Origin of the sequence: Streptomyces sp. NPDC086835, from assembly GCF_044745705.1 — a bacterium.
GTDB lineage: Bacteria > Actinomycetota > Actinomycetes > Streptomycetales > Streptomycetaceae > Streptomyces.
This window is the reverse complement of sequence record NZ_JBIVAU010000003.1, coordinates 350,709-373,249: the sequence shown is the minus strand read 5'-3', so window position 1 is coordinate 373,249 and position 22,541 is coordinate 350,709. Positions and strand designations below refer to the sequence as shown.

Genomic DNA, 22,541 nt, shown 5'->3' with positions numbered 1-22,541 from the left:
CTACCCGCACGGGTGGGCCGGGCACCGGGTCGACCAGTATGCGGGGCCCGACTGGTCCGTCGGTGGTATCGGCGATCACCGCCGGGACGCCCCGTTGGACGCGTTCCACAGGGTTTGATCGCCCAAGTCGGGGTACTGGCTCACGTCAGCCTCTCACTGCTGGTCATAGGGGTCGCCAGGTCTCACACCGGCGTTTCCGGAAGTTGCTGAAGCGGTCGCGGCGCTCGGTGACCCATGTCTGCTTGCGTGCCGCTCGCCAGGGGCCGGCCGTCCAGCGTGAGCCGGCTCCCGGTATCCGCCGCCCTGACCCACCTGTCCTCGCTGCCCCGGTAACGACTATGGTCGCCCTCATCAACGACGGCGGGGAGGAGTACATGGACACCGTCTTCAACGACGAGTGGATAGAGGAACGCGATCTCCTCAATGGCGAGGTGGAGCGCGAGATCGAGGAACTCCTCGCCACACCCCGCAGAAACCGGTAACCCATGCTGACCACCCTCCTCCGCGACAGCAGCGCCCTGGTCAACCTCGCCGTGCTCGTCCTCACCCAGCTCGCGCAGGTGGCGCTGACGCCCACCGACACCGCGATGACGGGTTTCTCCAGGAGGGCTTCCGCATGACTGTCATCGGCTATTGGGCCGTCGGACTCAGCGCTTCCTGGCTCCTCCCCTACGCGCCCAACCCCGACATCCTCCGCATTTGGCTCGTCCTCCTGACCGGACTGGCCACCACCGCCGTCCTCCTCCTGCGCCGCGACTCCGGCTCCCTCTCCCTCCCGCTGAGGCACAGCGGCCGTGACCGCCTCCGCTTCGCACGAAGGCAGGCCCGGTGACCGATACACGCGACGAGGAGCCTCGCCACGACCAGGGGTGGGCGGACGACGTGATTGCCGCCTCGGTTGCCGCCGACCATGCGCAACGTGCCCTGTTCGCCGCCTGCTATCCGGTCGCGGACCTCAAGATGGAGAACGCACTGCGCCGGGCTGAGGCATTGCGTGGGGCGGCCATGGGGCTGCCCCACGCCGCCTGCGCGGAGTCTGCGGGGGTACCACAGAACACCCTGAGCCAATGGCTGGCAGATGACGTGGCCTTCGCCACCGCCATGCAAGCGGCCCGAGCCATGTTTGAGCATCACCACCTCAACGGTCCCGCGATCAATCCGCTGGGCCTCGCCGTGGTGCTGAAGGCCATCTGCGACGGCAGAACCACCTGGGATGCCTCCGCGCAGATTGGCATGTCGCGCTCGGCATTCCAGCGCTGGCGCCGGGACAACTTTCGCGTGGACCGGCTCGTCACGGCAGCGCAGGGCTTCAGGAACAGCGCAGCCCGGCGCAGGTCGGAAGGCACAGGCCGGAAGTTCGGCTACCGGCTGGTGCGCCGCGACAGCTGACCCCAGTGCGGCCTGGCGAGGCGGCCCGGCCGGGCCTGCTGGACATGAGGTGGTTGCTCGAACTGTCAGTCCCTGCTCGCGAAAGGGACCCTCATGGATTCGCCACCCATATCCACCTCCCGTGGACCCGCGGCACCCAAGTCCGCTGACCACCCTCGCACTGGCCGGCACACTGGCGACCGCCTGTTCGCCTGCCCGCACCGGCGTCGGCGGCCACGGTCACCATCGCCGCCGTGCAGGGCACCAAGCGACTCTCCCCGTACAACGGCCGGCGGGTCTGCCGGATCGTCACCGCCATCCGCTCCACTGGCTCCTCGCGCGGTTACTGGATACAGGACCCGGGCGGCGACAGCAACCCACCACAAGTGAGGCGGCCTTCGCCTACATCGGCTCCACTCCCCCGTCCACCAAGGTCACCAACGGTTGTCGAAGCCGCGACGGCGGTGTCGTCGAGTCGAACCTGGCGGGGGGACCGGTCCCAGGTGACGGCCTCCGCACCGAGGAAGGATGCGGTGGTGCCCTGGGAACACGTCCTCCGCAGCTGTACGAGAACACGGCGTGACGCTCCCTGGTGCCCGACCCCGCGCGGGCCGGGCACCGCTTGGTGGGTCAGCGGCGGGTGGCGGCACTACGGCGCCGCCACCAGATCCCGCCGCCGACCGCGGCGAGCGCGAGCACGCCGAGGGCCACGGGCAGGAGCGGGGAGGTGGCGTCGTCCCGCTGGGCTGCGGCGTCCTTCCGGTCAGTGTCCGGGCCGGCGGTGTTGCTGGGGGTTTGCGTCGTCGCGCTGCTGCTGGGTGAGGATGTGTCCTTGGCGGTGGCGCTGGGGCTGACTCTTGCGGCGGCGGGTTTCAGATCGAGCCGGGGGGCGGCGGCGTTGCCGTGCCCGTGGCCGGTTGATTCCTCCCGTTCGATCCAGCGGTCGATGCGGCCGTCGCTGTAGGTCTGCAGGGTCTTGAGCACCAGCGATTCGGTGTTGGGCAGTTGGCGGATGGTGACGGCGAATTCGGCGTCCTTGCCGGTGGCCACGGCTGGGCCGGAGACGGTGAAGGTCCTCTCCTCGCGGGTGAGCTTCCAGTCCTTCGGGCCGTCGGCGTAGGTGACGTCGGCCGGTTTGATGCCGTCGGGCAGGAACACCTGGAGTTTGGTGATGCCGGCCGAGGCGGACTCCGATTCGGCCATGAACTCCAGGCGGACGTCGGTGGCCAGTGCGCGAGCGTCCTTGGCGGTGACCTCCACGTGTGCGAACGCAGGGGCAGCGGCGGCCAGTACGGCCGCGACGGCGGTGGCGGTAAGGGCGGTCCATCGGCGCGCGGTACACACCTGAGCGGGACGTTTTGTCAAGAGTGACTCCTGAAGAGGTGGGTACGGTCGGCTACCTGGTCGATGCGTCGATGCTGCTGCGGCTATGGCGATAGTGGTGGATGAGGCCGAGGGCGATGTCCACGGCCAGGAAGCTGATGAGGGTGATGCCGAGGACCGGCAACGCCCAGCCGATGGCCACCACGACCGGGATACCGAGGAGAAGCACTGGCAGGGGCAGCTGACGCCAGGCTCCGCGCACGGGCGGCTTGCCGAGGGGGACGCTGCGGTCGGCCCGGGTGGGTCGACGCTGCCACCACATGCGGTAGCCCCAGGCGGTGGTGAACAGCAATCCGATGGCTGTGGCGGCGAGCAGGAGCTGGTTGGCCAGGCCGAAGAGCCTCCCCATGTGGGCCTGGATGCCGAGCTTGGTGAGCTTGGCCAGCAGCGGGTAGTCACCCCACCGACTGTGGGCGGTGACCTCGCGGGTCTTGGCGTCGACGGCGACCTGGTCCAGGTGGACCGGCCACACGGTGTCGTCCTGGGCGACGGACCAGGCGCTGTGCTCGTCCGCCGGGGGTGTCAGCTTCAGGGGGCCGGTGAGCCCGGCGTCCCTGGCGGTGGCCAGCACCGGGCCGATGTCGTCGATGGGATCGGCTGCCTGCTTGGACGAGGCTGACCCGCCGTGGTCCTCGTGCTTGCCGTGGGAGTCGCCAGAGCCGCCAGGGCCGGAGGACAGGGAGGTGTTGAGCTCGGGGGCGTGGGCGTGGGCCTTGTCCAGCAGGGTCTCGAAGCGGGCGCCTGCATAGTTCGACCAGGTCAGGCCGGTGGCGCTGAGGAAGAACAGACCCACGGCCAGCCACAGGCCGGTGGTGGCGTGCCAGCTGCGGGTGCGGCGCACGCCGCGGGCGCTGCGGTCGGGCAGGAGCGACCGTCGGACCGACTTGCCCTCCTTGGACCGGCTGCGCACCAGCCACAGCACCAGTCCGGCGGCGGCGATGACCCACAGCCAGCTGGCGGCCGTCTCCGAGTACAGCCGGCCCACCTCTCCCAAATGCAGGCTGCGGTGCAGTTCGCCGAGCCAGATGGCCAGCGGTGTGGCGTTGAACAAGGTGGTCAGCGCGCCCTTGACCTCGTTCGTGTAGGGGTCGACGAACACGGTGCGCTGCTTCTCACCCAGCTCGGGGACAGCCAGCACCACCCGGGTGGTCTCCTCCGCGGTTGCCGGAGTGAGGACCGAGGCCAGTGCCCCCTCCGGGTGAGCGGCGCGGGCAGCGGCGACCTGGTCCGCCAACGGGCGCGGCTTGCCCTCGACTTTCTCGACGGTCAGCTGGTCGCCGTAGACCAGCTGGTCGAGTTGCGGCGCGAAGACGTAGGCGAGGCCGGTCAGGGCGGCGACGATCAGGAACGGCGCGACGAACACGCCCGCGTAGAAGTGCAGGCGCATCAGCAGCGCTCGCACTCCCTGCCGGGAACGGTTCTTCGAGCGGGCAGTGTCGTCGGCGGATGAGCGGGGCGGTGCCGTTGCGCTCGTCGCAGAACTGCCCGTTTCGGATGGCTGGTCGGTGAGTCCAGCAGACGTTGCTATGGATGGATCTTGAGGCGAAGTGGGCATGCGGAACTCCAAGTACGCGCCCGTCGGACAGGCCGCAGGCGCTCAGCGCGAAGTCGAGTCGAGGACCGCCGCTGCATGAGCAGCGCGGCGCACATCGCGGCAGAAGCCGCGCAACCGGCCTGACGCCGCGCTCAAGGAAGAACAGCATGCCGCGCCCGCCCCTGGACAGCGGTGGCTGTGCCGGGATGGTGAAAGCGCGTGGAGCGACGTGTCGTCAGGCCGATATCGACAGCGGAGGGCCTCGGCGGGGCAGGCAACGCGCGAGCAACAACGAGTACCTGGCGCACAGCACCCGCGGGCCGCACGGCAGCAACCACGGCGCGGGCTCCGGTAGCGGCGACAGCCGCAAGCAGCCCAACCTGGGAACGACCATCGCGGCCAGCCGCCGCACAAGCCGGTCCCCGTAGGCCAGGCAGACCGCCGTCGCCAAGGCTGCCGCACCATGGGCCACCGTCATATCCACCGACATCGCGTGGTGACCACCACCACTGACCGGAGCCGCGCTGGACACCATGACGCCGTGAAGGTGCGCATGTCCCGGCGACATGGCCGCGACATCAGCAGCCGCCTTACCGGCCAGGTGGAAGACGATGTGCACCACCAACTGGGCAGCACCCAACACCAGCACCTGGACGTCGAAGCCGCGACGCCTGCGGCACAGCACCACGCCCACCAGAGCGAGCACCGTGAACAGGGCGGCGAGCCATCCCCACCCGGGAAGCCGCCCACCTGCTGAGACGTGGCTCACACAGCCGAGCAGCAGACACAGCAGCGCGGCTGTCAGGCCACGTATGACCCGCTTGGCGCTGCTTCCAGGTCCCTGCACGAGGGTCAACCTACACAAGTCCCCCAGCGGCAATACCGCGTTGCGCCGCGACTTACGCCTTCTATGCATCTTTGCGCCCGGCGCGGCACGTGGCAGGTCGCCGCCGACGGGGGTCGGCGGCCGAGCGGCCCGAGCAGAGATCTCCATCAGCCGCCCGATCCCGAGTCCGTCCCGTCGCTGCTCGCCCGGGCGAGGAATTCTCCAAGCGCGGGTGGTGGACAGCCTTTAGCCAGTCGTGGCGTCGGCCGCGGGTCACCGTGCAACAGGAGCCGCCGTGGAGACAGGCATGGCCCGACGGGAGGCCGGGTGATGGCGCCGGCAACCTCTTCGGTGCTGCTCGCCGCGCAATGCCCGCAGCTCATCCCGGTGACGGTGTCGCGCTTCCCGGTCATAGCAAATCCGCTCCCTTGGGCCGGCCCTACCGAGGGGGTTGCGGTGGTCCTCGCAATGTGGGGTACGGGGCCGGAGCCCAGTGCGTTCAAGCAGGATGCGCCTTCCACGGTGGTGCGTGTGGGCACGCAGCAGGGGGTATGCACCAGGCAGCCCAGGGCGGTCACTCCCCGCCTCGACTGCCGTGGATCCTGAGAGGTTGTAGACGATGAGCGACATCAGCGGTCTTGAGCCGGTGGCCGCCTTCTGCGGCAACTGCAACTGCGGCTGTCCGCAGCTGTTCGTCGACCCCGGCGCCCCCGCGGAGCGCCGTGTGGTTCTGACGGACGACTAGCGCCGACCAGTTCGCCTTCCTCATCGAGGAGGCGAAGGCCGGGAAGCTGGACGACATAGCCTGACGGCCGACCGTCCGGCGTCTCCCACCGACCGGCTCAGGTACATTCACCCCCGACAGGTGCACGTGGGAGCGGCTGGGCTGCGGCTCCCGGCCCGGAAGCGGCACTGCAAAACGGCGGGTGCTCGAGCCCCGGCTCCCGCTCTAGGCCTCCTTGAGGATCCAGCAGCTCGATGGTGCCCCAGCGCCGTTCCATCTCCGCCCTGATCGCGAGCAGGTTCTCCGGCTCCCACCTCCTGCCGCACCTCGGCCTCCCTCCGGTCCTCATGACCCGACCACCGTGACCAAGCAGCATGGGGAAACAGGCCCGCGCCCTCGCGGGGTCTTCGTGGCCATTTGGCAGTCTGGACTCGTCCGGACTCAATGCCGCTCGGCCGGAACGAGCCGTTCGCCCAGGGGCGCCGGACGTGCTGTCGGCACCTGGATGGAACGCGGGCGCCGCTCCAGCTCGATCAGAAGCATCGCCAGCGACGTTCCCTCGCGACCGAGCGCCTCGCGATAGCGGCGCAGTACCGCGTTCTCGCGGGAGAGTTCGATGGCGGGGGCTCCCGCCGCCCGTCGCAGCGCCGTCAGCTCCCGGCACAGGGCGGTACGCCTGCGGACGAGGTCGATGATCGACTCATCCAGCTCGGCGACGGTCCGGTGACCGTCCTCGGCGAGCGCATCCATGTCCCTGGACATGCCGACCGCCTTCCGTATGAAAGCACCTGGGGTGGAATGAGCCGATCCGCACAACAGCGGAACGGCATCACGAGGTGGGCTGGGCATCGCGGCCGCGTCGGGCCGACAACCAGCCCATCGTAGCGCGCCATTGCAATATTTAGGTAAGCCTTGCTTTACTGATTGCGCTTCCCCGCGGTGCCACCGGAGATGACCCGCGACGGGCACCTCTGACACCTGCCGCACCGGTCGAGCAGACCCGGGCCGGCCCGGCCAACCTTCGGCGCCGTGCCCGCCAGACGAGTGACCGACTCCGAACCGCCCACGACTCTCAGGGACTTACACCCATGCACACAGCACGTCCCCGGCACTATCTCATGTGCAGGCCCACCTATTTCGACGTGGTCTACTCCATCAACCCCTGGATGGACCCGCGGAAGCCCGTCGACACCCCCCTGGCGATCGCACAGTGGGAGCGGTTGCGTGAGGTCTACCTGGAGCTGGGTCACACCGTCGAGCTCATCGACCCCGTGCCGGGCCTCCCGGACATGGTCTTCGCCGCCAACGGCGCCACCGTCGTGGACGGGCGAGCTCTCGTCGCCCGTTTCCGTGACGCCGAGCGCGTCGACGAGGCAGCGGCATACCACAACTGGCTGCGCGCGCACGGCATCTCCGATCTGCGCACGGCCGAGCTGGTCAACGAGGGGGAGGGTGACTACCTCCTCGTGGGCGACCGGCTCCTCGCGGGGACGGGCTTCCGCAGCGACCCTCGCTCTCACGGCGAGGCGCAGGAGTTCTTCGGCCGTCCGGTGATCAGCCTGACGCTCGTCGATCCGAACTACTACCACCTGGACACCGCACTCACCGTCCTGGACGAGAACACGATCGCGTACTACCCGCCGGCCTTCTCTCCCGGCAGCCGCGCGGTTCTGGAGCGGCTGTTCCCCGACGCGGTCATCGCCACGGACGACGACGCGGCGGTCTTCGGCCTCAACGCCACCTCCGACGGCCGCAACGTCGTACTGCCGCACAACGCCACGGGTCTCGCCGAACAGCTGCGGGGCCGTGGCTACAACCCGATCGGCGTGGACCTCTCCGAGCTGCTGAAGGCGGGCGGCAGCGTGAAGTGCTGCACGCTGGAGCTGCGTTCAGGCAACGAGGAGACCCCGAGTTCCTGAACTCCCCGGATGGAAGGCCGTGCGGGTCGCCGACTCTCGCGGCCTTTTCCGTTGTCGTGCCCTTCACACGGCACAAGTCGTGGGGAACGAAGCGAGCGAGGCCGCACGGACCTCGACAGCGAATGCGTCCGGATGCCGCAGGGCGACCGCCGCCGCATGGCCCAGGGGCACTGGCACCGTGGCGAGCCCCCAGCCGTCGAGTTCCGGTGGCGACGTGTCGCCATGCCGCGGGCCCAGGCCGACATGGACCATGTCGGGATCGATCCCCAGGCCCGTGCCGATGCCCTTCAGATAAGCCTCCTTGCGAACCCAGCAGTGCAGGAAGGCGTCCGCGCGGCGACTCTCCGGCAGCCGTCCGATCGCGGCGCGTTCGACAGGGTGCAGTTGACGCACCAGACTCGCGTCCGGGACGGAGGCGGCCGCCTCCAGGTCGATGCCGACCGGCGTGCCGGCGAGGGCGCACAGTGCGAGCCCGTGGGCGTGCGAGAGGGAGAAGTGGAGGTCGGGAGCGGTCGCTGCCTCCGGCCGCCCGTGCGGGCCACCGCACAGCGGGCAGGCCGCGCGCCGCAGTTCGACGGACGCGGGCGCCAGCCCCAGCCGGAAGCCGAGGAGCACCCGCAGTCCCACGTGGGAGACGAGGTACAGATCGCGGTCGGCAGGACGCCGGAAGGCCGCCGCACGCCGCCGCTCCTCAGGACCGAGAATGTCCGCCCTTCGCTCGGCGGCATCCACCTCCTCAGGGGTGGCGTGGAACCGCCAGACCTCCACGACACCCGGGTGCGGTCGGCCAGGTCCTGGGGGAAACCCGGGCAGGTCAACTCTGTGCTCGTACTGCACGACTCTCCTGTTGCTGCGCGTCCCTGACGCATTGCGGTACGGACGTACGAGGCGGCCGGCCGCGCACGAACGCGCGCAGCCGACCGCCCCGGTCCTTCCCCCTCGGGCTCAGCGGGCCAACGCTGCGGACTGCTCGTCCAGGGCGGACGCCAGGGGCCTTCTCTCGGTCTCGGCCGCCGGGACCAGGAAGCGCGAGACACTGCGCAGCTTCTCGCGCGTCTCCTCCAGCTCGCGCTCCGGGGTCGAATGCGCCACGATGCCCGCGCCGGCCCGCATCCAGGTCCGCCCCTCATGGCGGTAGACGCTGCGCAGCACCAGGGCGGCGTCGACCGTGCCGTCCGCGTCGACCGTGAGCACGGCGCCACTGTAGAGCCCGCGGGGTCGGCGCTCGGCGCGGCGGATGAGTTCGCACCCCTCTGCCTTGGGTATGCCGGAGGCCGTCACCGCGGGGAACAGAGCGCCGACCGCCTCCCAGGCGGTCCTGCCGGGGGCGAGGGAACCGGACAGGCGCGAGGCCAGGTGCTGCACACTGCCCCTCTCCTTGATCGACATGAAGTCGTCGACGGCGACGGACTCCCGGGTGCAGACCTGTTCCAGTTCCTCCGCCACCAGGCGTACGGAGACCGCGTGCTCGAAGACTTCCTTCTCGTCGCGGTAGAGCTCGGCGCGGCGGCCGCGGTCCGCCTCCGTGTCACCCACCAGGGCGCGGGTGCCTGCCAGTGGCTGGGCGACGACATGGCCGTCCTCGCCCGTGACGCGGGCGACGATCTCGGGACTGAAACCGGCCGTCTCCCAGCCGCCGAGGCGCAACAGGAACGAGCGGGCGGGGTCGTTGCCGCGGCGGCCTTCGAGGTACGTGGCGGGCATGTCGATGGGCGAGGTGACGGGCACGACGCGGGAGAGGATCACCTTGGTGAGCTTGCCGGCGCGGATCTCCTCCACGGCCGCCGCCACAGAAGCCCGGTAGACGTCGGCGTCATGCTGCTCGACGTCGGCGGTCACACGCTCGGTGCTGCCGACCGCACCGCCGAGGGCGGCCGCCGAACGCACCCGCTGCTCCAGCGCGTCGAGGTCCTCGGGGTCCAGCACGCGCAGCAGGGCGCCGCCGTCCTCGATCCTGACCTCGCGCCGAGGCACGGCGAGGTGGGCGAGCGGAGTATCACCGGCCGCGGCGGGCAGGCCGTGCAGGGGGTAGCTCAGCTCGAACGCGGCCCAGCCGTAGGCCCGCCAGCCCTCGACCCGCACGGCGGCCAGGGCCTGGTCGAGCGCGTGGAGCACACCGCGGTCGGCGGGGAACTCGACCGGGTCGGCCTCGCCGAGGCGCAGGGTGGTCCCGCCGGCGCGGACGACGACCGTGCCGTACTCGCCTTCCGCCCAGCCGACGGCGCCCCGGTTCTCGTAGAGAACGTAGGCGTCGGCCGAGGTCTCCGACAGTGCCGCCGCGGTGCTCAGCGCGTCGCCGGTCAGCGTTATTCGGCGCTCGTGGTAGGCAGGGGCGAAGGTCACGGCTTCTCTCTCTTTCCCGGAGTCGGCTCGTCCGGCTTGGCGGGCGCTTCCCTCATGGGGGGCGGTGGAGCGGGGCAGTTCGGCAGGCGGTACGGCGGCGGGTGCGTCACCGGTCCCGTGGAGCGACCGCAGCACGTGGTCGATGACGGCCGTCCGCTCGGCGACCAGGTAGAAGTGGCCACCGGGCAGGACGTGGATCCCGCTCAGCCGGGTGGCGACCTCGCTCCAGCGCGACGCGTCCCAGTCCGGTACGGACTCGTCCCGGTCGCCGAGCAGGACGCGCAGCGGGGTGGTGACGCGGGGGTGGAGCTCGGGGGCGTACCGGCCGATGACCTGGAAGTCGGCCCGGCAGGGCGGGAGGATCAACTCCCGTGCCTCCGGGTCGTCGAGCAGTTCGTCCGGGGTGCCGCCGAGGCCGCGCAGGTACGCGACGATCTGCTCGTCGTCGTATTCCGCCACGGGCGAGGGGCGTTCCAGCAGCCGGCGCGGGCTCGGCCTGCCGGAGACGACGAGGGCGGCGGGGCGGGGGCCGCCGGTCGCCTCCAGACGGCGGGTCACCTCGAAGGCGACCGATGCCCCCATGCTGTGGCCGAACAGCACGGTCGGCCGGTCCAGCACCGGAAGCAGCGCGGCGGTCGCGGCGTCCGCGAGCGTCTCCATGTCCGTCAGCGCGGGCTCCGCGGCGCGGCGTTCGCGACCGGGGAGGACCACGGACAACACTTCGACGTCGTCGGATACGGCCCGGGCCCAGTCACGGTAGAAGGCGGGGGCGCCTCCGGCCGGGCCGAAGCACACGATGCGTGCCGAGGCGTCCGGCCTTGGCGCGTACCGCCGGAACCAGGCGTCGGCCTCGGCTGCCGCCGGGCCGGCGAGCGGCTCAGCCATCGGCGCGCTCCGGGTGCTCCGCCTGCTGCGGGACGTCGCCCAGTTGGGCGTCGATCTCCTCGTCCGACAAGGAGTCGATCTCCAGGGAGATCTCGGCAACGAGTTCGAGCCGGCCGTCGGCGTCACGAGCCGCGAGGGTCCGGGCGAGCTCCGCGACGGTGAGGGAGGACAGGACGTCGTGGACGGACACGTCGTCGGTGTCGAGGGCCCCGCGCAGCTGCGCGGTGATCCGGGTGGCGAGGATGGAGTCGCCGCCGAGCTGGAAGTAGTCGTCCTGGCGTCCGACGCGGTCCGTACCGAGGACACCGGCCCAGATCCGGGCGATGACCTCCTCCAGCGAGGACCGCGCGACCTCGTGCTCGCCTTCCTCGGCCTGAGCGGCGAGCAGTTCGCGCAGGGCGCGGCGGTCGGTCTTGCCGTTGGCGGTCAGCGGCATCTCGTCCAGGACGGCGATGGTGTCCGGCAGCATGTGGGCCGGCAGCCGCTCGGCGGCCTTGGCCCTCAGTTCGTTCTCGTCGAGCCCGGTCCCGGCGCCGGTGGCGACGACGGCGCACAGGCGCGGCGTGGGCCCGGTGCGGATGACCAGGGCGGTGGCCTGGCGGACGGCCGGGTGCTGCGCCAGCGCGGCCTCGACCTCGCCGAGCTCGATGCGGAAGCCCCGGATCTTCACCTGGTCGTCGGCGCGACCGAGGAACTCCAGGGTCCCGTCGGGCCAGTAGCGGGCGCGGTCGCCGGTGCGGTACCAGCGGTAGCCGTCGGTCTCGACGAAGCGGTCGGCGGTCCGTTCGGTGTCGCCCCGGTAGCCGTCGGCCACTCCGGCGCCGCCGATCCACAGTTCGCCCGCCACCCAGTCGGGGCAGTCGCGGCCCTGGGCGTCGACAACCCGGCAGCGGACGTTGCGCAGCGGGGTTCCGTACGGGACGCTCGTCCACCGCGCGGGCACCTGGCCGCCCACGACCTCCTGGATCGTGGAGTGGATGGCGGTCTCGGTGGTGCCGCCCAGGCCGAGGAAGCGGCAGCCGGGAACCTGGGTGTGCAGCCGTACGGGCAGGTCGACGCCGACCCAGTCGCCGCCGAGCAGCACCGCGCGCAGGCTGGTGCCCATCGGCTCGTGTTCGGCCGCGGTGAGCAGCATGTCGAGCAGGCCGGGCACGCAGTTGAGGATGCTGACGGCGTGCTGCCGGACCAGCCGGGTCCACGCGGTGGCGTCCTTGCGGGTCCGCTCGTCGACCGTGACGACGGCTCCGCCGGCCGACAGGGGGGCGAAGATGTCGAAGACGGACAGGTCGAAGTCGAGGGCGGAGAGCGCGAGGGTACGGTCGGCAGGGCCGAGGCCGAGGCGTTCGACGAGGTCGTCGATGGTGTTGGCGGCGGCCCGGTGCGAGACCTCGACACCCTTGGGTTCGCCGGTGGAGCCCGAGGTGAACAGGACGTAGGCCACGGACCGCGGGTCGGCGAGGACCGGTTCGGCCAGGGGTGTGGGCCAGGCGGTGGCTTCGGCCAGCGGGAGGGTGGCGGCATCGCCGTCGGCGGTGGCGAGGACGGCCTTGACTCCGGCGCGGGCGCGGATGGACTCGGCGCGAGCGGCGGGCTGTTCGACGCCGATCGGCACGTAGTGCGCGCCCGCCGCGTGGACGCCGAGGACGGCCACGAGCTGGTCCGGCCCCTTGGGCAGGCGGATCGCCACCGCGTCACCGGGCTCGATGCCGCGGGCGCGCAGGGCCCCGCCCACGCGGAGCGCCAGCTCGGCGAGCTCACCGTAGGTCAGGGCGGTGGAGTCGGCGGCGATGACCGCAGGGGCGTCCGGTGCGGTGGCAGCACGGGCGAAGAAGGCGTGGTGGAGCGGCTGCTCGGGCAGCGGGCCGTCGGTGCTGTTGGCCTCGGCGCGCACGGCGAGCTGGGCTTCGGTGGCGAGCGGCCCCACGGGAACGTCCCAGGCGGTGCCGTCGGCCACCTTGCCCATCAGGTCGGTGAAGGCGGCGAACATGGCCTCGGCGGAGCCGTCGGGGAAGGCGTCCGCGCGGACGTCCCAGTTGACCAGGAGGCCGTCGTGCAACTCGGTGACCTGGGCGTCGAGGAGCACCTGCGGCCCCTGGGAGACGATCCACACGGGTTCGCCGAGGCAGCGCTCCACGTCCTGCCCGAACAGCTCGCCGAGGTCGAGCGCGCTGGTGAAGACAACGGGGGCGAGGACCTGGGAGCCCTGTTCGCGGGAGAGGTCGCGCAGCACCTCGACGCCCGAGTACGAGGAGTGGGCGGCGGCGCGGTGCATCCGGTCCTGGGCGTCCTTGGCGCGCTCCGCGAACGTACGGTTCTCGCTCAGGTCGACGTCGAGCAGGACGGAGCTGGTGAAGTCGCCGACGAGGCGGTCCACGTCGGCGTGGAGGGGACGGCGGTCGAACATCGGGACGTTGAGCAGGAACCTGGGCTCGCCGCTCCACGCACCGAGGACCTCGGCGAAGGCGGTGGCGGCGGCGACCGCCGGGGTGACGGCGTGACGCCGTGCCTGGTCCGTGAGGCGGGCGCGCTGTTCGGGGCTGAGCCAGTGGTGCAGGCGGGTCACCCCGTGCGCGGCGCCGCGCTCGGCCTCGGGGCGGGCGGGCAGGGTGGGGGCGCCGGGCAGCTCACCGAGACGCTCGCGCCACCAGCGCACGTCCTGGTCGCGTGGCGGCTGCGCGCGGCGCTCGGCCAGATACCGGGCGTAGGTGTAGTCCAGGGGCGGCAGGGGCCGCTCCGGGTGCTCGTAGAGGTGTACGAGATCGGCGAGCAGGGTGCGGTAGCTGCGGGCGTCGGCGGCGAGCATGTCGACGTCGACGTGGACGCGGGTGCGGCCTTCGGGCAGCAGGGTGACGCGGATGTCGAAGACCTGCCCGTCCTCGACGTCGAGCAGCTGGTGCGACAGCTGTTCGCGGAGGCGGGCGGTCCGCTCCTCGACCTCGTGCGGGGAGGCGTCTCGCAGGTCGAGGACGTGGAGGGCGGTGCCACGGGTCCACGCTCCGATGACCTGGCGTCCGTCGTCGAGGATGCGGGCGCGGAGCATGGGGTGACGCTCCGCCAGCGCCGCGACGGCGGCACCCAGGCGGGCGGGGTCGACGCCGGAACCCTCGAACTCGGTGTAGAGGTGGGCGGCCACCGCCCCCAGGGCCTGGGAGCCACCGCGGCCGACCCAGTACGCGTGCTGCATGAGCGCCAGCGGGAAGGGTTCTCCGTGGCCGGGCTCCGAGGAGGCGGCGGGCGGCGCCGCGGGAACGGCCGGGGTGGCGGCAGCGGGGCTGTCGTCGGGCGCCGGTGCGGCGGCTCCGGCTGCGCCCCCCGCCTCGGCGAGCAGGCCGCCCCAGCCAGCCAGGGTGGGACGCCGTGCCAGGTCGGCGAAGCCGATGTCCAGTCCTGTCCGTCGGCAGCGATCCGCGATCCTCATCAGCTTGAGCGAGTCCAGGCCGAGTTCGATGAGGTTGTCCTCGTCACCGGGGGGTTCGGCACCGGGGCCGAGCAAGTCGGTGACCACACGCCGGAGGTCGTCGATCGACAGCATGAAGCGGCTTCTTCCTAAGGACGTCGTGTCGTGATCGGAGTCGTGTTCCGGACGGCTGTGGGTGTCCGTACCGTTCGGCGCGAGGAAGGGCGAACCGTCCTCAAATCGCCCCTAACCAGCCAGGTATGGACACCAGTAGCACCCTTCGCGACGGGAGGTGTGCAACGACGGGACTTAGGTTAACCTAACCACACCTGTTTGTGGATGCCGGGAACGACCCCCGGTCTCCGCGCCCCATGACGAGCGGAAACCAGCGAGGAGCGCCAGTCGCCCTCCGGCCACGAGAGTCGAGCCGAACGTGCCCCCTATCGCCACCGAGCCCCCCTCGCCCCTGCCCTCGGGGCTGACCCCGTGGCCCGCGGAGACCGCGGCCCGCTATGTCATGTCCGGCCACTGGGACGGCCGGACCCTCGGAGCCCTGCTGCGCGACTGGGCGGCCCAGTACGGCGACCGGCTCGCGATCGTAGCCGGACCCGACCGGCTCACCTACCGTCAGCTGGACGAGCGCGCCGACCGAATGGCGGCCGGCCTGGCGGACCTCGGCATACGCGCCGGCGACCGGGTCCTCGTGCAGCTGCCCAACACCGGCGCGTTCCCCGTCCTCTTCTTCGCGCTGGCCCGCCTCGGCGCGATCCCGGCCCTCACCCTGCCCGCGCACCGCCTCACCGAAATCGGCCACCTGGCCCGAGTGTCCGGGGCAGTCGCGTACGTCATCGCCGATGAGTACGCCGCTTTCGACTACCGGGAGCTGGCCGCCGCCGTGCAGGCCGAGGCGCCCGAGCTGCGTCACGTGCTGGTCGCGGGCGACCCGGGCCCGTACACCGCGCTCGCCAAGGTCGACGCGGAGCCTCGGCAGTTCCCCCACCCCGACCCGGCCGACATCGCCCTCCTGCTGGTGTCCGGCGGGACCACCGGCGTCCCCAAGCTGATCCCCCGAACCCACAACGACTACGGGTACAACGCCCGTGCAAGCGCCGAGGCGTGCGAGCTGTCGGACGAGACCGTCTACCTCGCCTGCCTGCCCATCGCGCACAACTTCCCGCTGGCCTGCCCCGGCATGCTGGGCACCCTGTCGGTGGGCGGCCGCGTCGTGCTCTCCGCCTCCCCCGCGCCCGGCGACGCGTTCCCGCTGATCGAGGCCGAACGTGTCACGCACACCGCGCTCGTGCCGCCGCTGATCCCGCTGTGGATCGACGCGGCGGAGTGGGACCCCGCGAACATCTCCAGCCTGCGCGTCCTGCAGGCCGGCGGATCGAAGCTCTCGGCCGACCTCGCCCGCACCATCCCCGACGCGCTCGGATGCTCGGTGCAGCAGGTGTTCGGCATGGCCGAGGGCCTGCTCAACTACACCCGCGCGGACGACGATCCCGAGACGGTGGCCCTGACCCAGGGCCGGCCGCTCAGCGCCGACGACGAGCTGCGCATCGTGGACGCCGACGGCCGCTCCGTCGCGCCCGGCGAGGCCGGAGAGCTGCTGGTACGCGGCCCGTACACGCTGCGCGGGTACTACCGCGCCCCCGAAGTCAACACCACCGCCTTCACCCCCGACGGCTTCTACTGCTCCGGCGACCTGGTCCGCCAGCTCGCGTCCGGCCACCTGATCGTGGAGGGGCGGGTCAAGGACACCATCGACCGCAACGGCGAAAGCGTCTCCGCCGAGGAGGTCGAAAGCCATGTCGCGGCCCATCCGCAGGTCCGGCGCTGCGCCGCGGTCGGCGTGCCCGACCCCGCCGGCGAGGGTGAGCGGATCTGCGCGGTGGTCGTCCCCGACGGCTCGGCGCCGACGGTTCAGGCGCTGCGGGCCTTCATGTTGGAGCGCGGTGTGGCCGCCTTCAAGCTGCCCGACCGGGTGGAGACGGTCGCGGACCTGCCGCTCACCGCGATCGGGAAGATCGACAAGAAGGCTCTGCGCCGCGTGCTCGCGGAGCGCGACTGCGGCGACGGGTCCTGACCCCCGGCAGCGCCGCACACCGGCCGTCCCCCTCCTGTTACCGCCCCACCCGAGAAAGGCGTCACCCCATGACGAACCCCTTCGACGACGAGAACGGCTCCTTCCTGGTCCTGGTCAACGACGAGGGACAGCACTCGCTGTGGCCCTCGTTCCAGACCGCGCCCGACGGCTGGCGGTCGGTCCTCGGCCCGGTGAGCCGCACCGAGGCGCTGGCCCACGTCGAGGCCAACTGGACCGATCTGCGCCCGAAGAGCCTGATCGACGCTCAGTAGACCGGAAAAAGTACATCGGCCCCTGCCACGCGCGCGTGGCAGGGGCCGATGTGTTCGACCGAAGCGAGCATCACACCACGTTGCTGCGGGCGTTGCTCACGGTGGTGGCGAGGTCGTTCAGCACCTTGGTGAAACGCTGGTACGTGAACGGCGTCTCCGTCTGCCAGTCCGACACCTGACCGGCCTCGACCGCCGGGCTGCCCTTCCACGTCGGGTAGGCGCCGAGCTGCTGGTGCGTCAGGCCGCCCTCGGGGCGGGCGTCCTCCAGGACCAGGTCCGCCTTGTAGCGGCCGGCCTCCTCCCAACTGAGCGCCTCGAAACCGGCTTCGGGCTTCGCCGGCTTGACGATGTCGAGACCGAGCTGCTGGAAGTACTTCACATCGCCGTGGAAGGCCGGGTCGGCGACGAAGAAATTCTCCTTCGTGCCCGAGACCACCGCGACCGACAGGCCCTTCTTCGCCTTGGCGGCCGCGGTGACGCCCGCCGCGGCCTTCTCGAAGTCGGCCTTGGCCTTCTCGACCTCGGCGCTCTTCGGGTCCGCGCCGAGCGCCGCGGCCAGCTCGCCGAAGCGCTTGACGGCGTCCGGCACGGCCACGCCCATCAGCTGGATGACGGCGATCGGGGCGACCTCCTCCACCTTCTTGTAGACGTCGTCCGGGATGTACCAGACCATCGGGCCGTAGGCGATGGTGACGATCAGGTCCGGCTTGAGGGAGATCAGCTTCTCCATCTGGAACTCGCCGAACGCCGTGCCGACCGAGGTGGTCTTCGACAGGTCGACGTTGCCGATCTGCGGGCTGGGCTTGCCGTCAGCGGTCTTCTGCGGGCCGAAGAGGCCGACCGGCTGGATACCGAAGTCCCACAGGGCGGCGGCCGGGTGGGACTGCGCGACGATCCGCTCGGGCCGCTTGGGCAGAGAGATCTTCTTACCGCGGTCGTCGGTGAAGGTCCACGGGCCGGAGGCGGACTTGTCGGAACCGTTGTTGCCCGAGCCCTTGCTCTTGTCGGAGTCACCGCAGGCGGCCAGCAGTCCCGTGGCGGCCAGCGCCCCGCCGAGGGCGAGGAAGCGGCGGCGGTCCATCCGGGCCGCCTGACCGGACTCGATCGCGGGAGTTCTGAAAAGGGGCATGACTGTCCTTCCGAGCGGGCGTGCCGCAGGTCGTGCAGGGTGAACGGTGCGGGGTGTTCGTGCGGGGGGTTGGGTGGTGCGGATCGTGGCGAGCGGTTGTCAGCGGGCGGTGACGGCGGGCTCGTGACCGGCCCTGCCGCCGTGGTGGCGGCCGAAAGGGATGATGTGCGGGCCGCCTCCTGCCGGGTCCTCGATGACCGTGCAGCTCAGGCCGAAGACCTCGGCGATGAGCTCCCGGTCGATCACCTCGGGCGGGGCACCCTCGGCGACGACCCGTCCGTCCTTCATGGCGATGACGTGGTCGGCGTACCGGCAGGCGTGGTTGAGGTCGTGGAGCACCAGGACGACGGTTCGTCCCTGCTCACGGTTGAGGTCGACGACCAGGTCGAGAATGTCGATCTGGTGCGCGAGGTCGAGGTGGTTCGTGGGTTCGTCCAGCAGCAGGACCGGTGTGCCCTGCGCCAGCGCCATGGCGATCCAGGCACGTTGGCGCTGGCCACCGGAGAGCTCGTCCACGCTGCGTTCGGCCTGCTCCAGCAGGCCGGTCGCCTCGAGGGCACCGTACACCGCCTGCTCGTCGTCGGGCGACCACTGGCGCCACCACGACTGGTGCGGGCTGCGCCCGCGCTTGACCAGGTCGAGTACGGTGATGCCGTCCGGCGCGACGGGCGACTGCGGCAGCATGCCGAGTTGGCGGGCGAGCTCTTTGCCGCGCATGGTGTGGATGAGCCGGCCGTCCAAGTAGACGGCGCCCTCCTTCGGCGTGAGCAGCCGCGACAGCCCGCGCAGCAGCGTCGACTTGCCGCAGGCGTTCGCGCCGACCACTGCGGTCACCCGCCCGGCAGGGATCGTCACGTCGAGGGCGTTCACCACGCTGCGGCCGTCGTACGCGAGGGTCAGGCCCTCGGCGGTGAGCCCCTGCGATCGCTTTTCCACGGTCACCCTCCTGAGCCGGTGCGGTTGGACCTGCCGAGCAGCCAGAGCAGGCAGGGGGCGCCGAGCACACCGGTGACGACGCCGACGGGAAGTTCGGTGCCCGGCAGAAGCTGACGTCCCACCACATCGCCCGCCAGGACCACGAAGGAGCCGACGAGAGCGGACGGCAGCAGCGCCGGGCCCGGCACGCCGACGAGGCGTACGGCGATCTGCGGCGCGATGAGAGCGACGAAGGCGATGGGGCCGGCGGCGGCCGTCGCGAACGACACCAGCCCGGCGCCGACGGCGAGCAGCGCGATGCGCGCGGTCTGCACCGGCAGTCCCAGCGCCTTCGCCATCTCGTCGCCGAACTGCAGCCCGCCCAGCCACGGCGCGAGCAGCACCACGCACGGGAGCAGCACGGCCAGGGCGATGGCGAGCGGGCCGACGTGTTCCCAGTCGCGCGCGTTGAGACTTCCGGTGAGCCACATCAGGGCCTGCTGGGCCTGGTAGACGCCGGCTTTGAGGAGCAGATAGCTGGTGGCGCTGGTGCACAGTGCGGCGATGCCGATGCCGACGAGGACGATGCGGTAGCCGGTCGTGCCGTTCTTCCAGGCGAGGACGTAGATGAGCGCCGACGCCCCGAGGCCCCCGACGAGCGCGAGTGTCTGCAGGCCGAGTCCGGAGCCGAGGCCCATCAGCAGTCCGGCGGTGGCGGCGGTACCGGCTCCGGCGGAGACGCCGATGACGTCCGGGCTGGCCAGTGGATTACGGGTCAGCGTCTGGAAGATGGCTCCCGCGACGCCGAAGGCCGCGCCGCACAGCAGTCCCACCAGCGCGCGGGGCAGGCGCAGGCTGTGGACGACCAGGGCGGTCGTCGGGTCGCCGCCGCCCGCGAGGCTGCGGACCACGCCGGGGAGCGGCAGGTCGAGTTCGCCGAAGGCGACCTCGACGACGAACGCCGCGGCCACCGCTGCGGCGAGGAGAAGGCTCACGAGGACGCTGCGCGGCCGGACGATCCAGGAGGCCCTGGCCCGGGGCAGCCGGATCACCACCCCGCCCGCGTTGCGGACGGCAGCGGCGCCGCGCGTGGTGTCGGTGACGGTCACAGCTCACAGCTCCCGGAGTCGACGGCGGCGCACCAGCGCGATGAAGAACGGCGCCCCGATCACCGTGACGACGATGCCGACGTGGAGCTCGTCGGGCCGGGCGATCAGGCGCCCGGCGATGTCGGCGGCGAGCAGCAGACTGGGGCCGAGCAGCGCGGAGTACAGCATGATCCAGCGGTGGTCGGGGCCCGTGAGGAGGCGGGCGAGCTGGGGAATCACCAGCCCCACGAAGGCGATCGGCCCGCACAGGGCCACCGCGCCTCCGGCGAGGAGCGTGGCGGCCGCTGCGCCGCGCAGCCGCACCAGACCGACGTTCCGCCCCAGGGCCGTGGCGACACCCTCGCCGAGGGCGAGGCTGTTGAGCGCGGGAGCGGTGGTGGCGGCGAGCACCGCTCCGACGGCGATGAAGGGCAGCACGTCGACGAGGACCTCGGCCGGCTGTCCGGTCAGCGAACCCACGACCCAGAAGCGGAAGTCGCCGAGCGCCGCGGCGTCGAACAGGAGGACGCCGTTGACGAGCGACTGGAGCAGCGCCGTGACGGCGGCGCCGGCGAGGGCGAGTTTGGCGGGGGTCGCTCCGCCCTTTCCGGCGCTGCCGAGGGCGTAGACGAGGGCGATCGCGGCCAGGGCCCCGGCGAAGGCGAACCACACATAGCCCTGGGGGGCGGTGATGCCCAGCAGGCCGGTGGTGAGGACGACACCGAGGGAGGCCCCGGCACTGACGCCGAGAAGTCCCGGGTCTGCGAGCGGGTTGCGGGTCAGACCCTGCATCAGGGCTCCGGCCACGCCCAGCGCGGCGCCGACGACGAGGCCGAACTCGGTACGCGGTACCCGCATCTGATGGACGATCCCGGACTCCTCCGAGCCGTCGGGGCTCCACAGGAGTTCGAGGACGCGTTCCGGCTCGATCCACTTGGTGCCGAGGGCGATGGAGCACAGGCAGAGCAGCCCGAGCACGACCAGGCACACGGGGACGGCGACGAGGTGTACGGAGGTCCGTCGCGGAACCGTCTCGGTGGGTCGAACGGGCGACGCCGCGGACCGGCTCTGCGAATACGGAAGCACGAAGCAAAGGATAGCCATACCTAAGTACCGGCCATCAAGGCTCAGGTGGCCGCCGTTGCGTCACTGTTACTCCCCGGGTTGCCGCCACCTGCCGGAACACCCTGCGAGCCATCGCTCTTCTGTTCGGTGGACTCGTCGGTTTCCCGCCACAGTTGACGGTAGAGCAGCGCAACGAGGCACAGCGTTCCGACGCACAGGGCTCCGCCCGCGGCGACCGCGGTGGACGGGCCGACCGCCGACGCGGCGAGGCCGGCCAGGACGCCTCCCAGCGCGGGCGCGGTCATGGCCTGGGCGAGCCAGAGGCTGCTCACCCGGCCTTGGAGGGGGTCCGGGGTGTGCCGCATCAGCAGCGTGCGGCGCATGATCTCGGAGAAGGTGTCGGCCAGGCCGCCGATGGCGAGGAAGAACAGACCGAAGCCGAGGAGCGGGCTGAGGCCGAAGCCGAGACACGCAAGGCCCCACACGGCCACCGTGGCGCACAGCACCCGCCACTGATGGCGTGTACGGCCTGTCCAGCCGGAGGCGAGCGAGGCCACCGCCGCGCCGATCATCGGAGCGGTGGTGAGCAGGCCGACCAACTCGGGCCCGCCGCCGAACCGTTCCTCCGCGAACTCCGGGTACAGAGCGGTCGGCGTGGCGAAGAGCGCGGCGCACAGGTCCACGACGAGCACGGCGGCGACGACGCGACTGCCCCGGATGAAGAGGAACCCTTCCCGTAGGGACTCCAGCACTCCGGGCTGCCCCGCCTCGGCGGCCGTCGGCGCCTCGTTCTCCTTCGCCCTGGTGGGTGGTACGCCGGACGGTTCCTCCTCGCCGGGCGAAGGTGTGCTCGCGCCTGTCGGCGGCATGGGGCCGAGGCGGGTCAGCAGCAGCGTGGTGATCGCCGTGCCGGCGGCCGCGAGGCCGAAGGTGGCGGCGAGGCCGGGTCCGGCGATGAGCACACCGCCGAGCATGGGACCGGCGATCGATCCGAGGGTGGTGGTGACGGTGACGAGCGCACCGGTGGCGGGTATGTGCTCTTCGCTCACGAAGGTGGGAACGACCGCGGTGAGCGCGGTCTCCGCGACTCCCTCGGTGAAACCGAACAGCGCTCCGGAGACGTAGACGACCCACAACGCGGGGCGGTCGGCCGCCGCGTTCGCCGACAGAGCGGCGAAGGTGACGACGGCCCAACCGCCGCCGACGAGGATGAGCCCTCTGCGGTCCCTGCGGTCGGCGAGGACCCCACCGGCCAGGAAGCCCAGCAACAGTCCCGCGCCCAGCACCAGACTGACGGCGCCCACCTGGACCGACGAACCGGTCTGCTCGTAGACCTGTACGACCACACCGACCGAGGTGAGTCCGATGCACAGGAGGGCGAGCACGCGCGTGGCGAGAACCAGGCCGAGGGGGCCGCCGGCCCGCAACGGGGACAGATCCAGGGCCAGTTCTCTGATGCGCAACGCCGGTCCTCCACCTCTGGGGGTTTCCCCCGCCGAGGCGGCAGCCCGGCGAGCGGGCTCACAATAGCAAGATAAGGCTATCCTAAGTTATGGTTCGGCCCATCAGTCAGGTTGAGGGGACGTGAACCTTCTTGTCGGGTGCGA

19 protein-coding genes and 1 pseudogene are annotated in these 22,541 nt (G+C 71.3%); 8 read left to right on the top strand and 12 right to left on the bottom strand.

From position 1 onward, the window contains the following. Nucleotides 1-338: 338 nt before the first annotated feature. The 4 genes from ACIPJI_RS13200 to ACIPJI_RS13185 are packed head-to-tail and all read left to right on the top strand — an operon-like array spanning nucleotide 339 to nucleotide 1,389. Nucleotides 339-482, top strand: a complete 144-nt coding sequence (locus ACIPJI_RS13200; protein WP_356621695.1) for a hypothetical protein — start codon at nucleotides 339-341, stop codon at nucleotides 480-482. 3 nt (nucleotides 483-485) lie between these two features. Then, a complete protein-coding gene (locus ACIPJI_RS13195; protein WP_402246169.1) occupies nucleotides 486-620 on the top strand; it encodes a hypothetical protein in 135 nt (44 codons plus the stop codon). Further along, nucleotides 617-832 carry a hypothetical protein gene (locus ACIPJI_RS13190; RefSeq protein WP_402246167.1) on the top strand — a complete coding sequence of 72 codons (216 nt, stop codon included), beginning with the start codon at nucleotides 617-619 and terminating at the stop codon, nucleotides 830-832. Before ACIPJI_RS13195 ends, ACIPJI_RS13190 begins: the two co-directional genes overlap by 4 nt. After that, nucleotides 829-1,389: a hypothetical protein gene (locus tag ACIPJI_RS13185; RefSeq protein WP_356621699.1), complete on the top strand. Its 561-nt coding sequence runs from the start codon at nucleotides 829-831 to the stop codon at nucleotides 1,387-1,389. The genes ACIPJI_RS13190 and ACIPJI_RS13185 overlap by 4 nt, the downstream gene beginning before the upstream one ends. A gap of 609 nt (nucleotides 1,390-1,998) precedes the next feature. Here ACIPJI_RS13185 and ACIPJI_RS13180 read toward each other — a convergent pair. The 3 genes from ACIPJI_RS13180 to ACIPJI_RS13170 form a co-directional block, all read right to left on the bottom strand. Continuing rightward, entirely contained in the window at nucleotides 1,999-2,733 is a 735-nt protein-coding gene (locus tag ACIPJI_RS13180; protein ID WP_402246165.1) for a DUF1775 domain-containing protein, read from the bottom strand. 31 nt (nucleotides 2,734-2,764) lie between these two features. Next, a complete protein-coding gene (locus ACIPJI_RS13175) occupies nucleotides 2,765-4,138 on the bottom strand; it encodes a PepSY-associated TM helix domain-containing protein (RefSeq protein ID WP_402246163.1) in 1,374 nt (457 codons plus the stop codon). 382 nt (nucleotides 4,139-4,520) lie between these two features. Continuing rightward, on the bottom strand, nucleotides 4,521-5,132 hold the full coding sequence (locus ACIPJI_RS13170; protein ID WP_356621704.1) for a hypothetical protein: 612 nt from the start codon (nucleotides 5,130-5,132) through the stop codon (nucleotides 4,521-4,523). A 598-nt stretch (nucleotides 5,133-5,730) separates the two neighbouring features. Here ACIPJI_RS13170 and ACIPJI_RS13165 point away from each other — a divergent pair. Beyond that, nucleotides 5,731-5,920 (top strand): annotated as a pseudogene (locus ACIPJI_RS13165) (hypothetical protein). A 356-nt stretch (nucleotides 5,921-6,276) separates the two neighbouring features. On the opposite strand, the gene ACIPJI_RS13160 reads toward ACIPJI_RS13165, so the two are convergent. After that, on the bottom strand, nucleotides 6,277-6,597 hold the full coding sequence (locus ACIPJI_RS13160) for a chorismate mutase (protein ID WP_402246161.1): 321 nt from the start codon (nucleotides 6,595-6,597) through the stop codon (nucleotides 6,277-6,279). Nucleotides 6,598-6,806: 209 nt separating this feature from the next. Here ACIPJI_RS13160 and ddaH point away from each other — a divergent pair, with 209 nt between their 5' ends. After that, on the top strand, nucleotides 6,807-7,754 hold the full coding sequence (gene ddaH / locus ACIPJI_RS13155; RefSeq protein WP_402246601.1) for a dimethylargininase: 948 nt from the start codon (nucleotides 6,807-6,809) through the stop codon (nucleotides 7,752-7,754). Between the two features lie 63 nt (nucleotides 7,755-7,817). Here ddaH and ACIPJI_RS13150 read toward each other — a convergent pair whose 3' ends face one another. The 3 genes from ACIPJI_RS13150 to ACIPJI_RS13140 form a co-directional block, all read right to left on the bottom strand. Continuing rightward, the gene (locus ACIPJI_RS13150; protein WP_356621708.1) at nucleotides 7,818-8,522 is read right to left on the bottom strand and encodes a 4'-phosphopantetheinyl transferase superfamily protein; all 705 of its coding nucleotides are present in this window, start codon (nucleotides 8,520-8,522) and stop codon (nucleotides 7,818-7,820) included. Nucleotides 8,523-8,699: 177 nt separating this feature from the next. Then, nucleotides 8,700-10,982 carry a salicylate synthase gene (locus ACIPJI_RS13145; RefSeq protein WP_402246159.1) on the bottom strand — a complete coding sequence of 761 codons (2,283 nt, stop codon included), beginning with the start codon at nucleotides 10,980-10,982 and terminating at the stop codon, nucleotides 8,700-8,702. After that, a complete protein-coding gene (locus tag ACIPJI_RS13140; protein ID WP_402246157.1) occupies nucleotides 10,975-14,514 on the bottom strand; it encodes an amino acid adenylation domain-containing protein in 3,540 nt (1,179 codons plus the stop codon). Before ACIPJI_RS13140 ends, ACIPJI_RS13145 begins: the two co-directional genes overlap by 8 nt. A 382-nt stretch (nucleotides 14,515-14,896) precedes the next feature. On the opposite strand from ACIPJI_RS13140, the gene ACIPJI_RS13135 reads away from it, so the two are divergent. Beyond that, nucleotides 14,897-16,465: a (2,3-dihydroxybenzoyl)adenylate synthase gene (locus ACIPJI_RS13135; protein WP_402246599.1), complete on the top strand. Its 1,569-nt coding sequence runs from the start codon at nucleotides 14,897-14,899 to the stop codon at nucleotides 16,463-16,465. A gap of 68 nt (nucleotides 16,466-16,533) precedes the next feature. Continuing rightward, on the top strand, nucleotides 16,534-16,737 hold the full coding sequence (locus tag ACIPJI_RS13130; RefSeq protein ID WP_356621714.1) for an MbtH family protein: 204 nt from the start codon (nucleotides 16,534-16,536) through the stop codon (nucleotides 16,735-16,737). Nucleotides 16,738-16,807: 70 nt separating this feature from the next. Here the strand turns inward: ACIPJI_RS13130 and ACIPJI_RS13125 are convergent, their stop codons facing one another. From ACIPJI_RS13125 to ACIPJI_RS13105, 5 genes are all read right to left on the bottom strand, one after another. Beyond that, nucleotides 16,808-17,866 (bottom strand): ABC transporter substrate-binding protein, encoded by a 1,059-nt coding sequence (locus ACIPJI_RS13125; RefSeq protein WP_356621716.1) that lies wholly within the window; start codon nucleotides 17,864-17,866, stop codon nucleotides 16,808-16,810. 99 nt (nucleotides 17,867-17,965) lie between these two features. Continuing rightward, nucleotides 17,966-18,802 (bottom strand): ABC transporter ATP-binding protein, encoded by an 837-nt coding sequence (locus ACIPJI_RS13120; protein ID WP_356621718.1) that lies wholly within the window; start codon nucleotides 18,800-18,802, stop codon nucleotides 17,966-17,968. Nucleotides 18,803-18,804: 2 nt separating this feature from the next. Next, nucleotides 18,805-19,890, bottom strand: coding sequence for an iron chelate uptake ABC transporter family permease subunit (locus tag ACIPJI_RS13115; RefSeq protein WP_356621719.1), 1,086 nt, complete (start codon nucleotides 19,888-19,890; stop codon nucleotides 18,805-18,807). Between the two features lie 3 nt (nucleotides 19,891-19,893). Then, nucleotides 19,894-20,955 carry an iron ABC transporter permease gene (locus tag ACIPJI_RS13110; RefSeq protein WP_356621720.1) on the bottom strand — a complete coding sequence of 354 codons (1,062 nt, stop codon included), beginning with the start codon at nucleotides 20,953-20,955 and terminating at the stop codon, nucleotides 19,894-19,896. 41 nt (nucleotides 20,956-20,996) lie between these two features. After that, the gene (locus tag ACIPJI_RS13105; RefSeq protein ID WP_356621722.1) at nucleotides 20,997-22,397 is read right to left on the bottom strand and encodes an MFS transporter; all 1,401 of its coding nucleotides are present in this window, start codon (nucleotides 22,395-22,397) and stop codon (nucleotides 20,997-20,999) included. Nucleotides 22,398-22,541 lie beyond the last annotated feature (144 nt).